15 protein-coding genes are annotated in these 13514 nt (G+C 68.1%); 1 reads left to right on the top strand and 14 read right to left on the bottom strand.

Annotated features, from left to right (window positions below):
• Window position 1 precedes the first annotated feature (1 nt).
• The 14 genes from A6A04_RS15270 to A6A04_RS15335 all read right to left on the bottom strand — a co-directional run bounded on the left by A6A04_RS15270 (window position 2) and on the right by A6A04_RS15335 (window position 12453).
• Window positions 2-2200 carry an SLC26A/SulP transporter family protein gene (locus A6A04_RS15270; protein WP_068494374.1) on the bottom strand — a complete coding sequence of 733 codons (2199 nt, stop codon included), beginning with the start codon at window positions 2198-2200 and terminating at the stop codon, window positions 2-4.
• A gap of 84 nt (window positions 2201-2284) precedes the next feature.
• Entirely contained in the window at window positions 2285-2602 is a 318-nt protein-coding gene (locus A6A04_RS15275; protein WP_068494376.1) for a hypothetical protein, read from the bottom strand.
• Between the two features lie 8 nt (window positions 2603-2610).
• Window positions 2611-3039, bottom strand: a complete 429-nt coding sequence (locus A6A04_RS15280) for a DUF411 domain-containing protein (protein WP_068494377.1) — start codon at window positions 3037-3039, stop codon at window positions 2611-2613.
• 36 nt (window positions 3040-3075) lie between these two features.
• The gene (locus A6A04_RS15285; RefSeq protein ID WP_068494379.1) at window positions 3076-3360 is read right to left on the bottom strand and encodes an RNA-binding S4 domain-containing protein; all 285 of its coding nucleotides are present in this window, start codon (window positions 3358-3360) and stop codon (window positions 3076-3078) included.
• Window positions 3348-4613 carry a nucleotide sugar dehydrogenase gene (locus A6A04_RS15290; RefSeq protein WP_068494381.1) on the bottom strand — a complete coding sequence of 422 codons (1266 nt, stop codon included), beginning with the start codon at window positions 4611-4613 and terminating at the stop codon, window positions 3348-3350. The genes A6A04_RS15285 and A6A04_RS15290 overlap by 13 nt, the downstream gene beginning before the upstream one ends.
• Window positions 4614-4629: 16 nt before the next feature.
• Window positions 4630-5607 (bottom strand): glycosyltransferase family 9 protein, encoded by a 978-nt coding sequence (locus A6A04_RS15295; protein ID WP_068494383.1) that lies wholly within the window; start codon window positions 5605-5607, stop codon window positions 4630-4632.
• Entirely contained in the window at window positions 5607-6647 is a 1041-nt protein-coding gene (locus A6A04_RS15300; RefSeq protein WP_068494384.1) for a glycosyltransferase, read from the bottom strand. The genes A6A04_RS15295 and A6A04_RS15300 overlap by 1 nt, the downstream gene beginning before the upstream one ends.
• 3 nt (window positions 6648-6650) lie before the next feature.
• Complete coding sequence (locus A6A04_RS15305; protein WP_068494386.1) at window positions 6651-6941, bottom strand: type II toxin-antitoxin system RelE/ParE family toxin; 291 nt, start codon at window positions 6939-6941, stop codon at window positions 6651-6653.
• A complete protein-coding gene (locus A6A04_RS15310; protein WP_068494388.1) occupies window positions 6938-7222 on the bottom strand; it encodes a CopG family ribbon-helix-helix protein in 285 nt (94 codons plus the stop codon). Before A6A04_RS15310 ends, A6A04_RS15305 begins: the two co-directional genes overlap by 4 nt.
• Before the next feature lie 56 nt (window positions 7223-7278).
• Window positions 7279-8040 (bottom strand): glycosyltransferase family 2 protein, encoded by a 762-nt coding sequence (locus A6A04_RS15315; protein ID WP_068494390.1) that lies wholly within the window; start codon window positions 8038-8040, stop codon window positions 7279-7281.
• A complete protein-coding gene (locus tag A6A04_RS15320) occupies window positions 8037-9188 on the bottom strand; it encodes a glycosyltransferase family 4 protein (protein ID WP_068494392.1) in 1152 nt (383 codons plus the stop codon). The genes A6A04_RS15315 and A6A04_RS15320 overlap by 4 nt, the downstream gene beginning before the upstream one ends.
• Window positions 9189-9201: 13 nt before the next feature.
• Window positions 9202-9933, bottom strand: coding sequence for a polysaccharide deacetylase family protein (locus tag A6A04_RS15325; protein ID WP_068494394.1), 732 nt, complete (start codon window positions 9931-9933; stop codon window positions 9202-9204).
• 151 nt (window positions 9934-10084) lie between these two features.
• Window positions 10085-11203, bottom strand: coding sequence for a glycosyltransferase family 4 protein (locus A6A04_RS15330; protein WP_082914964.1), 1119 nt, complete (start codon window positions 11201-11203; stop codon window positions 10085-10087).
• Window positions 11200-12453: a DUF2478 domain-containing protein gene (locus A6A04_RS15335; RefSeq protein WP_245651223.1), complete on the bottom strand. Its 1254-nt coding sequence runs from the start codon at window positions 12451-12453 to the stop codon at window positions 11200-11202. Before A6A04_RS15335 ends, A6A04_RS15330 begins: the two co-directional genes overlap by 4 nt.
• A 70-nt stretch (window positions 12454-12523) precedes the next feature.
• Between A6A04_RS15335 and moaA the strand changes: the two genes are divergently transcribed.
• Window positions 12524-13510 (top strand): GTP 3',8-cyclase MoaA, encoded by a 987-nt coding sequence (gene moaA / locus A6A04_RS15340; RefSeq protein WP_068494397.1) that lies wholly within the window; start codon window positions 12524-12526, stop codon window positions 13508-13510.
• Window positions 13511-13514: the final 4 nt, after the last annotated feature.

The raw sequence follows: 13514 nt of genomic DNA on the forward strand, positions 1-13514 counted from the left end.
GTCAGGCTTCCAAGGCGCGCAATTCGGCGTTGGTGTAGCGTAGCCGACCGGCCAGGATGCTGGCGAGGCCCTCCATCAGCACCAGGCCGACCTTCTTGTGGCTGTCGGCGAAGCCGTCGAAATTCCGGCGTGACAGCACGAACAGGTGAACGTCGGTGAAGGCGATGGCGTCGGCCGAGCGGGTCTCGCCGTCCAGGAAGGCCATCTCGCCGAAGAACGAGCCGCGCCCGAAGGTGGCGAGGTGGCGCACCTGACCGTCGGCCAGGGGCAGCACGATGCGCACCGCTCCCTTGCGGATCAGGAACAACTCGTCGCCCTGGTTGCCCACCGAGAAGATCTTCTCGCCCGCCGGAACCACCCGGGCCTCCATATGGCCTTCCAGCTCGGTCAGGGTTTCCTTCTTGCGGCCCTTGAACAGCTCGATCTCGGCCAGTTCCAGGGGGCTTTCCTCGGGCGCCACCAGGGCCGCCTCGGCGATGATGTGGTCCTCGGCCCATTCCACCGCCTCGTCCACCTCGCCGAACACCTTGACCGGATGGCCCGAGCGCACCAGCCCCAACTGGTCGAAATAGTGCTGCATGTCGCGGCCGCTGGGCAGCGAGCGCGGAATATGGCTGAAAATCAGCATGCCGCCGCGTTCGCCCAGCATGTCCTTGATCTGGTCCAGCATATGGGCGGCGGTGATGTCCACCGACTGCACCCGGCGCATGTCCAGGATCAGGTAGCGCCGCAGCTTGAGATCGGCTTCCAGGGAATGGAACAATTGGCTGGTGGTGCCGAAGAACAGGCTGCCCTGCAACTCGGCCACCGCGAACTGACCGCCCTTTTCCGCCAGGATGTCCATTTCCTCGTGGACCCGGACCCGCTTGGAATGGGTGACCTCGCCGCTGGTGACGCGGCGCACCACCGAGCCGTGAACCTGTTCGCGCAGGAACAGCAGCACCGCCAGCAGCACCCCCACCCCCGACGCCACGATCAGGCTGACCGACAAGGCGCAGGCCACCACCGCGGCGATGACGCAGAAATCCAGCACGGTGGAGCGCGACTTCAGGAAGGCGAGGCTGCTCCAGTTGATCATGCGCACGCCGATCACCAGCAAGATGCCCGACAACGACGCCACCGGCACCCACGAGATCAGCGGCGCCAGCAGCACGAAGGCGATCAGGGCGGCGATGCCTTCCACCATGCCCGACAGCCGGGTGGCGGCGCCGCTGGACATGTTGACCAGGGTGGCGCCCATGGTCCCCGCGCCGGGCACGCCCCCCAGGGCGGCGGCGGCCAGATTCCCGATGCCCTGGCCCATCAGCTCACGATTGGAATCGTGGCGGGTGCGCGTCAGGGCATCGAGCACCACGCAGGTCTTCAGGGTGTCGATGGACAGCAGCACCGCCAGGGTCAGGGCCGGCACCAGCAGATCGCGCAGCACGCCGAAACCCAACTGGCCCAGCGAGGCGCCGCGCGCCGCCAGGGCGTCGAGCACGCTACCCTCGCCGCCGCCCAGTGTCCCCACCACGAAACTGTTGCCCGCCAGGGTCAGCAGGGCGGGGTCCATCAATCCCAGGCCGAGATAGGTCAGGATGCCCGCCGCCAGGCCCAGCACCGGGGCGGGGACCTTCTTGGTCACCCTGGGGGCCAGCAGCATGACGGCAATGGTGGCGCCGCCCACCGCCATGCCCTGCCAGCGCCACAGATTGGGCGAGGCCAGCGCGTTCCAGAAGCTGGTGCCCTTGGGGGTTCCCAGGAAGCGGGGCAACTGGCTGGCGATGATGATCATGCCGACACCGGACAGATAGCCGCTGACCACCGGATAGGGCATGTATTTGATCAGGCGGCCCAGCTTGAGCGCCCCCATCAGCACCTGGAGGCCGCCCGCCATCAGCCCGAGCAGGGCCAGCAACAGCAGGCCGAGGCGGGGATCGCCGCCCCGGGCCATGTGGTCGATGGCGAAGGCCGACAGCACGGCGGCCGCCGGGGCGCAAGGCGCGCTGATCAGCCGATTGGTGCCGCCGAACAGCGGCGCCAGCAGCCCCATGGCCACGGTGCCGAGAATGCCCGCCACCGCCCCTTGGGCGCCGTATTGGCTGCCCAGGGCGGCGAAGATGGTGACGCCGAAGGCGATGGCCGAGGGCAGCGCCACCAGCATGGCGGCGGTGCCGCCCCAGATATCACCCACCAGGGTTTCGGACCGCGAAGTCTTCATGGCGCTTCCCCTCGCCCAACCATGCCTTTGGTTTAGGCTACACCCGAAGGCGGGAAAGCGATATCGCCATTTGACACCGAACCGTCACGAGCCGCCGGGCGGCCGGTTGCAGCACTGATGTTCGATGCGGGACTGGTCGCGGCGGTTGTCGTCCTGGAAACCGGCCCAGGCCAGCCACCAGCGGGCCAGCAGGCCCGATCGCGGCGCCAGCCCGGCGGCTTCCAGCCGCTGGACCACCTGGGCGAGGGTGACGCGGTCCAGATCGTAGGTGAGCCGCAGCCGCCGCCCGTCCGATACAGGTTCCAGCGCCACGATGCCCTCGCCCAGCAGCGCCGCCAGACGCTCGGCCTCGGCCGGACGGGCGAGGCGCAAGGTGCGATGGCGAAGCAGCGGCGCGGCCATGATCGGCCTCAATAGGTGGCGAAGACGGAACCGGGATTGGCGCCGCCGATGACCCGCACCACATTGTCCTCCTTCGGTCCCTCCATGCCGGGAGAGCCCGAGGGCATGCCGGGCGAGGCCAAGCCGCCCACCTTGGGTTTTTCCTTCAGCAGACGGTCCACCGCCTCGGCCGGGACATGGCCTTCCACCACATAGCCACCCACCTTGGCGGTGTGGCAGGAGGCCAGGGCCGGGGGCACGCCCAGGCCCTTCTTGATACGGTCGATATCATCCACGTCCACGGATTTCACCCGATAGCCGTTCTTCTCCATATGGGCTGCCCAGCCGCCGCAGCAGCCGCAGCTGGGCGACTTCCACATGGTGACGTCCTTGTCCCCGGCCAAAGCCGGGACGGCGGTCAGCAGGGCGAGGGCACAGGCGGCAAGAAGGGGCTTCATGGCGAAACATCCATACTGGGGGAAGCTTATGCGAGATTACCCCTCGGCAAGCTCCTGGTACAAGGCCCGGGCTTCCGGGGCGGGGCGTCGGGCCTCCCCCAGGGCGAGGACGCGGACGCGGCGCCGCCTCGGCCCGGTGGGGAACACCAGTTCGTCACCCACCCTGACCGGCTGCGACGCCTTGGCCACCACCCTTCCGTTGACCAGGGTCTCGCCGGATTCGGCCACCGCGGCCGCCAGGGAACGGGACTTGAAGAAGCGGGCGAAGAACAGCCACTTGTCGATACGCAGTGTGGAATCAGGCGCCGCTACAGCCGCCACAGCCGAAGGCCCTCGGGCACGTCCATGGCCCGCCACATGCCCTTGACGTCGGCCACCAGACCGCCCGGCCGCACCAGAACCGAGAAGGTCTCGTCGGTGAAGCCGAGATAGGGGGCATGGGGAACCGCCCCGATCAGGCAGTCATAGCCGCCCGCGCCGTCCAGGGACGGCATCAGGGTCTCGTCGTATTCATGGGCGGCCTCGGCCGGGTCGGCCAGGGGATCGTGAACCTCCACCGCATGGCCGAGATCGCGCAGCGTGCGGATCACGTCCACCACCTTGGAATTGCGCAGGTCGGGCACGTTTTCCTTGAAGGTCAGGCCCAGCACCAGGATGCGCGAGGCGGGGGGCAACTGGGCGGAAATCTGCCCGGCGATCCAGGGACCCATGCCGTCATTGATGCGCCGCCCCGCCAGGATGATTTCCGGATTGAGACCGTGATCCTGGGCGCAGCGGGCCAGATAGAACGGATCGACGCCGATGCAGTGGCCGCCCACCAGACCGGGCATGAATTTCAGGAAATTCCACTTGGTGGCCGAGGCGTCCAGCACGTCATAGATGGAAATGCCCAGCTTCTGGAATATCTGGGTGATTTCATTGATGAAGGCGATATTGATGTCGCGCTGGGAGTTCTCGATCACCTTGGCGGCCTCGGCCACCTTGATGGAAGCGGCCTTGAACACGCCGCCGGTAGTGACGGCACCATAGACCTTGGCCAGCAAAGCAGTGACCTCGGGGGTCTGGCCCGCGATCACCTTGGTGATGCGGTCCACCGTATGCTCGCGGTCGCCGGGATTGATGCGCTCGGGCGAATAGCCCAGGAAGAAGTCGACGCCGCATTCAAGGCCCGAGATGCGCTCCAGCTCGGGGCCACAGATATCCTCGGTGACGCCGGGATAGACGGTGGATTCGAACACCACCACCGCGCCCTTGGCCAGGACGCGCCCCACCGTGCCGCTGGCGGCCAGCACCGGGCGCAGGTCGGGCTCGTTCTTCTCGTCCACCGGGGTGGGCACCGTGACGATATAGACGTCGGCGCCCTTGATGGCGGCGGCATCGGCGGTCAGCTTCAAGGTGCTGGCGCGCAATTTGGCCGGCTCCACCTCGTCGGTGCGGTCGAAGCCCTTGTGCAGCTCCTTGATGCGATCGGTGGAAATGTCGAAGCCGGTGGTGGGGAAATGCCGCGCCAGCGCCACGGCGAGCGGCAGGCCCACATAGCCCAATCCGATGACGACGATCCTGGTGGAATTCATGGCGCGACCCGATTCTTCAAAAAAGTCCCGGAGATGTAGCGCAGCCTTGGCGCCGAATCCACAGGCTTTCGGCGGCGGCGATCACCCGCTCGGGAAGAAGGTCGCGCATCATGCAGTCCTGGCTGCGGTAATCGTAGTCGGGCGCGTGGCAGATATCCTCGAACGAGCGCGGGCCGCGCACGCTGGCGCAATGGCGGCCGAAGGGGCCGTAGAACACCTCCGACGACGGGCCGAACAGGCCCAAAGTGGGAATGCCCGAGGCGGCGGCCATGTGCATCAGCCCGGAATCATTGCCGAGATAGAAGGAACATCGTTCCAGGCAGGCAAAGGCGGTGGGCAGGTCCACCCCGCCCGCTAGGTCGATCAGCCGTTCGGGCGGTACCGAGTCCAGCACCGCTTGCGCCTTGGCGCGCTCGTCGGCGGAGGCGAAGACCGCCAGCATTGCGCCGGGCAGTATGGCCCCTGGCGCGGTAAGGGCCTGGATCACCTGGGCGAAGCTCTCGCCCGGCCATTGCTTGGCGCCCCAATTGGCGGTGGGGCCGATGGCGAGGACCGGGCCGCCCGGGGGGATCAACTCGGCGGCTCGCGCCCGCTGCTCCGCCGTCGCCCATAGGCGCGGCGCCAGGGGCCGGTCCAGCCCCAGCACCGAGGACAGATGTTCCAGCCGGTGCTTGGGTTCCCACGAGGATTTCAGCACCCGGCGGCTCAAGGCGGGCACCAGCCAGCCGATGGCCGAGCCGCGCAAATCCACCACCAGCCGCCACGGCCGCGTCACCGTGCGCGTCCACAGGTCGAGCCAGTGCCCGGCCCGCTTGCGCTTGACCATGGGGATGACCTCGTCCACGAAGGGCGCGGCTTTGAACAGCGGCGCCGCCGGGGCGCCGCAGGCGACGGTGAAGCGGTCCTGGGGGTAGCGTTCCGCCAGATGGGCCAGCAGGCCGGAAGACAGCACGGCGTCGCCGATGCGGCTGGCGGTGACGAACAGAATCCGCATCAGGCCAGACCGCCGATGCGCTCGAACTCCGCCGCCGCGTGATCCCAGCGCCAGGAGCGCTGCTTGTCCAGGCAGGCACGATGGAAGCGGCGCCAGACTTGATCATCGGTCAGCAGCGGCAGCGCCGCCTCGACGAAGGCGTCGTCGCCCTTGACGCACCAGCCGGTCTCGCCCTGGACCACCCGCTCGTTCATGCAGGCGATATCGCCCAGCACGGCGGGCACGCCCATGGCCTGGGCCTCGGCCACGGCGGAACAGAAGGTCTCGCCGATATCGCCGCGATAGAGCAGGGTGCGGGCCTGGGCCAGTTCCTCCACCAGTTGGGTCTTGGGGACGGGGCCGCGCAGGATGACCCCCGCATCGCCCAGGGTGGCGGCACGCTCCAGCACCGGCCCCATGCGTCCGGCCTTGGCTGCCCCGGCCGCGCCATAGGTGGCGATTCCGGCGAAGATATGCAGCTCGGCCGTTGGCACCGCCGGGCGGATGCGGGCCTCCCACAGGTCCAGCAGCCAGTCCAGCGAGCGCATGGGGTTCGAGGTGAACACCACCCGGGGGGGCGGCGGCTCGGCCCGCTCGACGGCATGGCAGAAGATGTCGGTCAGGCCGTAGGGCACGGTTTCCCGCCCACCGGCGAAGCCCCAGCCGGGATAGGTGGAGGCGTGGCTGGCCCCCGAGAACACGATCACCGGACGGCGCAACGCCAGCTTCCATTGATAGCGCCACTTCATCAGGTATCCGGCCGGATTGTGAATCCAGAAGATGGTCTTTTTCGCGGCGGGACACAGCCGGATCAGCTTGTCGCCGCGATTGGGGATGTAGAGGTCGGCGGTGTCGGGCACGCCTTGGGCGATGGGCCGCCAGGTGACGCCGCGATGGGTCTTCTCCGCCTCGCATTTGTTACAGACCAGCACATCGTGACCGCGCGCCGCCAGGGCATTGGCCATCTCGATGAACGAGGTCTCGGCACCGCCCAGCGGGCGCTCCTCCAGGGTGGCGCCGTCGAAGCTGATGCCGTCGTCGGTCATGACGATGCGGGCCATGCCTTATTCCTTGCTCTTGTCGGTCTGGCGACCGTGGCGGATATGGATGGTTTCGGTTTCTCCCCGGCGCAGGCGCACGGTCAGAACATAGGGGCCGACCACCATCCGCCGCGTCCCCGGAGAACGGCCCGGCGGCCCAATCTTGGGATAGTCGGCCAGGGTCTGGCGGGCGGCGCGGATCATGCGGGAAATCTTGGCGGCGGCATCGGGATTGCGCTCGGAAATATAGGCGATCTCGGCCAGATACCACGCCTGAGCGGCAGGCGACATCCTGGCCAAACGGGTAGGAGTCATCCGGCCTTCCTGGCCAGCCGGGCCTCGGCGGCGGCGATGATGGCGTCGGCCTCATCCATCACCGTGTCGAAATCGACCCCTTCACCCCGGTCCAGGGCGGCGATGCCCTCTGCCTCGGCCAGGGTGTCCGACCCCTCCTCGCTTTCCAGATACTGCTTCAGGGCGCGCAGCATCATCCAGCTGCGGTCACGCTCCATAGCCTTGGCCATGGTGTCGTAGGCCTCCACCAGATCGGCGGGAACGCGCAGCGACACTTGAATCTTGGCGGCGGGCTCGTCCATGGCGGTATCTCCTGGGATGCGGCGTCATACATGGTATCACGACGCAAACCAGCGTCCTACTCCTTCTCGTGCTTGGCTTTCAGGTGCGACAGCATCGGGTAGAGCGCGGCGCAGGTGGCGATGATGAAGCCGTAGCCGCCTTCCTTCCAGCCGCCGCGCCGGACATAGCACTTGAAGAAGCGCGACGCCATGCGCCGCACATTGGACGCGGTGCCGCCCCAGGTCTCGCCCCGTTCGCGCAGATCTTTCGCCCGGGCGGTGGAGTAGGAATCCAGCCTGCGGATCATGTCCGAGATGTTCTTGTCCACGTAGTGCAGCAGGCGATTCTCCAGCATCGGCCCCTTGGTGCCGCGCCAGACCAGCGAGGGATGCACCCGGTCGTTGCCCCAGGTCTTGGCCTCCTTGCGGAACAGGCCGGGATAGGCGGCCTTGCCATAGCTGGCGCCCCAACCGTGGCGCACCAGCTTTTCACCGATGAAATTGTCCACCGGGATTTCGTGCCAGGCGAAAGTGGAACCGGCGATGACGCGGCGGATTTCCTCGGCCAGGGCGGGCGGCACATGCTCGTCGGCGTCCACCTCCAGCACCCAGTCGGTGCGACACGCCGCGATGCCGGTATTGCGCCGCTCGCCTTCCCGGTCCCAACTTCCCTCGACGATGCGGGCGCCGAATTCCAGCGCGATCTCCTTGGAGCGGTCGGTGCATTTGTCCAGCACCACCACCAACTCGTCGACGAAGCCCAGCTTCTCCAGGCAAGACGGCAGCCGCTTCTCCTCGTTATAGACCACCACCAGGGCGCTCAGTGTAACCCCGCTCATGGTCCGATCCCCTTGAACCGGGGCAGTTTGCGGGTGCGGGCATGGGCCATGGCGGTGCGATAGGTCTCCAGGGTCTGGGCCATGCGGTGGTCGAAACGCATGGTCTCTTCCGCCATCTTGCGGGCATTGGCCGCCATGCGGGCGGTGCCCTCGCCATCGGTCATCACCTGGGCCATGGCATCGGCCAAGGCCTGGGGGTCGGCGGGCGGGACCAGACGGCCGGTCTTCCCATCGAAGACGATCTCCGGCACGCCGCCCACCGCCGAGGCCACCACCGGCTTGCCCACGGCGAAGGCCTGCACCGCGACGCGGGGCTGGGCCTCGGTCAGCGACGGGATCACCACCGCGTCGGCCATCTGCATCAGCTCCGAGACGTCGTCGCGATAGCCGGTGAACACCACCCGCCCCGACAAGCCCAGGGACTCGGCCTGGCGATACAGGCCGGATTCATAGTCGGCGCATTCCTCGGTGGCCGAGCCCACCACCACCAGCGAGGGCTCCAGCCCTCGCTGCCGCAGCAGCGCCAGGGCGTTCAGCAGATGGTCCTGGCCCTTGTCGGGCCGGATCATGCCGACACAGACCCAGGCATAGGCCGACTCGGGCAGCGTCAGTTCGGCCCGCAGCCGGGCACGGGTGGCGATGGGGTCGGGCAGGTCGAAGAAGCGCTCGTCGGCCCAGCCGCCGATGGAGACCGAGCGTTTGGGATCGGCCAGTCCGATCTCCATCAGGTGGCTCCGGGTGCATTCGGCCACGGTGATGATGTGGTCCGCCCCCAGCCGCCACTGGGCGCGGCGGATCAGCGAGGGCTTGAGCGGCTGGTTGACATGGCGCGAGCGCACCACGGCGCAGAGGTCGAGACAGGCGCTGGCGGCCTTGGCGTCGCGGGTGACATGGGTGTCGATCACCTCGGGCCGCAGCTGGCGCACCAGCTTGCGGAAGGCGCGCACCGTGGCGGGCTTCCAGGGGCGGTCGAAGTCGAAATCCACCACTGGCAACCCGGCGGCCTCGGCCTTCTTGTAGGACTGGCCATCGGCGGGCGAGGCCAGCCAGACCTCGTGGCCATGGGATGTCAGCCAGCGCACCTGCTCGATGGTGCGATGTTCCATGCCGCCCCAGTTGCGACCGGGTATGGTGTGCAGGATGCGCAAGCGGTCGACTCCTTCAGACCAGGGCGAAGCGCCGCCACCAGGCTTGCGGCGGTGGCGGCGGCAGGACGACGGATTTGAGCCCCCGGGCGGTCAGGCCTTCCAGCAGCAGCCGCATCAGGGTGACGGTGACGGCGGGCTTGAATGGACCGCCGGGACGCTCGTTGATGGGCTGGTCATGCATCAGCAGGATGCCGCCGGGCAGGCGGGGATCGTTCAGCATGCGCTCCACCTCGCGGCGGCACTGGGGCTCCACATCCTCGGGCCGCTCAATGCGGGTGGGGATCAGGTGGTCCTCGGTGCTGGGTCCCCAATGGACCACGGCGCAGCCGGGCCGCCAGCGCGCCAGCGTCCGATGAACCGAGGCGTTGCGCCAGCCGCCGTTATAGGGCAGCCGCACCAGATAGGGGCTGGGCGTCGGGCGGTGGCGGGCCAGCAGCGCCTCGCAGCGCTCCATATCCTCCATCAACCGCGCCGGACTTTCTCGGTCGAGCCGGACATGGTCCCAGCCATGGGCGTAGACGGCATGGCCGCGCCGCACCGTCTCGGCCACCAGCGCATCGGCATGGACGGCGCGGCAGCCGCTCATGAAGAAGGTGGCCTTGGCGCCAAAACGGTCCAGCAGGTCGAGCATTTCCGGCATGGTGTCGGGCATGGGGGCGTCGTCCACCGTCAATGCCACCGATGTCGGATCGTCCAGGTGCCGCAGCACCGGCCGCCAATGGCCCAGGGACCAGGATATGCGCAAGGTATTCAGTGCCCCTCAATCGCCGGGCGGGCGCTCGCGCGCCTTTGGCTCCTCCGCTAAAGCTCCGGGTCGCTCAACGCTCCCGCGCTTCGGCTTCGCCTCGCTCGGCCTTTAAAATTCGGCGGCATGGTGCCACGCCCCAGGACCGGGTTCAACGTCCGGCCGCTTGCCGCAGCACCTCGGCCACCCGATCGGCGGTCCGCTCCCACGAGAATTCCGCCGCCCGCGCCAGTCCCTTGGCCGAGACCTCCGCCCACAGGGCAGGGTCGTCCAGCAGGCGGCGGATCTGTTCCGCCATATGGACATGGTCGCGGGGCCGCGCCAGCAGGGCGGCGCCGCCCGTCACCTCGGGCAGGGCGGCGGCGTCCGAGCACACCACCGGAATGCCCGACGCCATGGCCTCCACCAGGGGATTGCCGAAGGTCTCCACCAGCGAGGGGAAGACAAAGACAGCGGCGCGGCGGTAGAGCGCGGCCACCTGGGCCGGGCCTTGGCCGCCCAGGAAATGAACCCGCTCGCCGATCATCCGCTTGTCGCACAGCGCGCGCAGGGTCGCGGCATAACCAGGGTCCAGCTCGCGCCCGGCGATGTCCAGCTCCAGATGGGGATAGTCCGGCGCCAGCAGCGCCATGGCCCGCAGCAGGGTCTCGAAATTCTTCTGCACATAGATGTCGGACACCGCCAGCAGGCGCTGGGGAATGCGAGCCTCGCCCTCGGCCGGAGGATGGAAGGCGGCGCCGACCCCGTGATGCACCACCGACAGGCGGGGATCGTCGGCCAGCCCGAACACCCTGAGGAAGGTCCGCCCGGCATGCTCGGACACCACCATGGCGCGGCGGCAGGTCTTGAAGCAGGCCCAGGTGAGCGCCTTGACCGCCGCCCAATAGACCCGCTTGGCGAGGCGCGCCTCCAGATCGGTGACCTCGAAGGCATTGCGCAACAGGATCACCGTGGGCGGGCCGAGGATGGGGCCGTAATTGGCGGGCGAGAACACCACTTGCGCCCCGATCCGCCGCGCCAGCAACGGCACCGTCACCTGTTCCTGCACCAGCACGGTGGCCAGCTTACCCCAGGTCGGCAGGACGTGAAGCACTGCCCCCGCCTCGGCGCAGACCGGGCCGAGATCGGCCTGCTGGTCGGCCTGGATCGCCACATGCACATCCCAGTCGCGGGCCAGCAAGGGCAGTACGTTGCGCAGATAGGTCAATCCGCCGCCGCTCTTGGAATGGACGGCATTGACCAGCACGCGCGGGGGCGTCACGTCGGTCATGGGATAGGGGCGCGCAAGGTGGCCGGGCGACAGAAGCGCTTCAGGTCCTTGGCGCCGCCACCTTCGGCCACCACCCGGGCAAGCCCGTCCATATCCTCGGCGATCAGGCCGGACAGCACCTCGATGCCGTAGGAGAACAGCCGGGGCGTCAGCGGCGCCCCCGGCCCCACCAGGGCGACGCGGGAATCGCGGGCCAGGGTCAGCAGGCGCGGCAGCGAGCGGTTGGCCAGGGTGGCCGAGGTGATGATCACCGTTTCGGCCGCCGGAAGCAGGGTTTCCGCCGCCTCTTCCGGATACTGGCCGGGACCGGGGCGGCGGTCGATGACCTTGATGCCGGGCAGGCGCTGTTCCACCGATGGAAAGGCGCCGATCACCACCGCCTCGCCCTCGGGACGGCCAAAGCTGTCGAGGCCGTTGTCGCGCTCGGCCTCCAGGTCGAAACGGTTGTAATGGGCGTTGCAGGCGGCGACGCCCAGGGCCACGTCGAAGGGATTGTTGGAGCGCACCAGGGCCGCCAGTTCCGACAGTGCTCCGCCCGCCCGGTCCCCCGCCTGGGGGGCGGCGAGACAGGCGGGTGTCCCCCGTTCCGGCGTCTGGGCCAGGCCGACGCCATCCTCCGTTTCCACCATGGTCCAGTTGAGCCCCACGACCACCCGCTTCACCTTGGCCTCGCCCACGCCCTGGGCCATGTCGGCATAAAGGTGCTTCGGCCCCCACCAGCGCCACAGCGCCGCCCAGGTGGGCGGCAGCAGGTCGGTGCGCCCGCCGGTGAAGTCCACCCATTCACCGATCAGCACGCCGGGCACTGCGGTCAGCACCGGCAGGCCTTCCGCCACGGCGGCCAGCATGTCGGAGGCCAGCCCCTGGCCCTCGCATTCCGACTTGGAGAATTTGTTGACGAAGACCAGGTCGGCGCGGCCTTCCACGGCGCGACGCATGGCGCCCGAGGCCTCGGCCAGCGCCTGGCTGTCCAGGATGCAGGCCTTGGAGGCCTTGCCCAGGCTCTGGCCGATGGAGAGCGTGCGGCCGGTATCCAGTTCGGTCACCGTCATGTCGGTCTTGCGGCCATCCTCGGCCCGCTGGGTGTGCTGGATCAGCCCGCCCACCTTGAAGCCGCGCGCCAGCAGATCGGCGGCGAAATCGGCCAGCAGCCGTTCGGGCGGGTTGCCTGGGGCGTATATGACGGCGCCGATGGGGGGCACACCGGGTTGGGCGGTGACGGTCATGGGCGGGTCCTTGATCAAAGCCATTCCTGTTCTTCACAAGGCTTCCTATATATCATCTCGGCAAGCCCCCGCCGAGGGGCATGGAGGAACCGTCATGATCGATCCGTTCGGACGCCGCGTCACCTATCTGCGCGTCTCGGTCACCGACCGCTGTGACCTGCGCTGCGTCTATTGCATGGGCGAGGATATGCACTTCCTGCCCAAGGCGGACATCCTGTCACTGGAAGAGCTGGAGCGTCTGTGCGGCGCCTTCGTGCGGGCCGGTGTGCGCAAGATCCGCCTGACCGGCGGCGAGCCCCTGGTCCGGCGCGGCATCATGAGCCTGGTGGACAATCTGGGCGGACTGGTGAAATCGGGCGATCTCGACGAACTGACGCTGACCACCAACGCCACCCAGCTGGCGAAATACGCCGATGGACTGGCCCAGGCCGGGGTCAAGCGCATCAACATCTCGCTGGACAGCCTGGACCCCGAGCGGTTCCAGGCCATCACCCGCTGGGGCAAGCTCGATCAGGTGATCGAGGGCATCATGGCGGCCAAGGCGGCCGGGCTGGCGGTCAAGATCAACACCGTCGCCCTCAAGGACGGCAACGAGGACGAGCACGACCATCTGGTGGACTGGTGCGGCAGCCATGGCTTCGACCTCACCTTCATCGAAACCATGCCCATGGGTGAGATCCATGCCGACCGCACCGAGCAGTATCTGCCGCTGTCGCTGGTGCGTTCCCGCCTGGAAAGCCGCTGGACCCTGACCGACATCGACTATCGTACCGGCGGCCCCGCCACCTATGTGCGGGTGGAGGAGACCGGGCGGCGTATCGGCTTCATCACCCCACTGACCCATAATTTCTGCGAAAGCTGCAACCGGGTCCGCGTCACCTGCACCGGCACGCTTTACATGTGCCTGGGCCAGAACGACGCCGCCGATCTGCGCGCCCCCCTGCGGGCCAGCGAATCCGACCATCTGCTGGAAGCCGCCATCGCCGAGGCCATCACCCGCAAGCCCAAGGGCCACGACTTCATCATCGATCGCAACGCCCATCCGGCGGTCAGCCGCCACATGAGCGTGACCGGCGGCTGATAAA

Source organism: Paramagnetospirillum marisnigri (assembly GCF_001650715.1).
Lineage (GTDB): Bacteria > Pseudomonadota > Alphaproteobacteria > Rhodospirillales > Magnetospirillaceae > Phaeospirillum > Phaeospirillum marisnigri.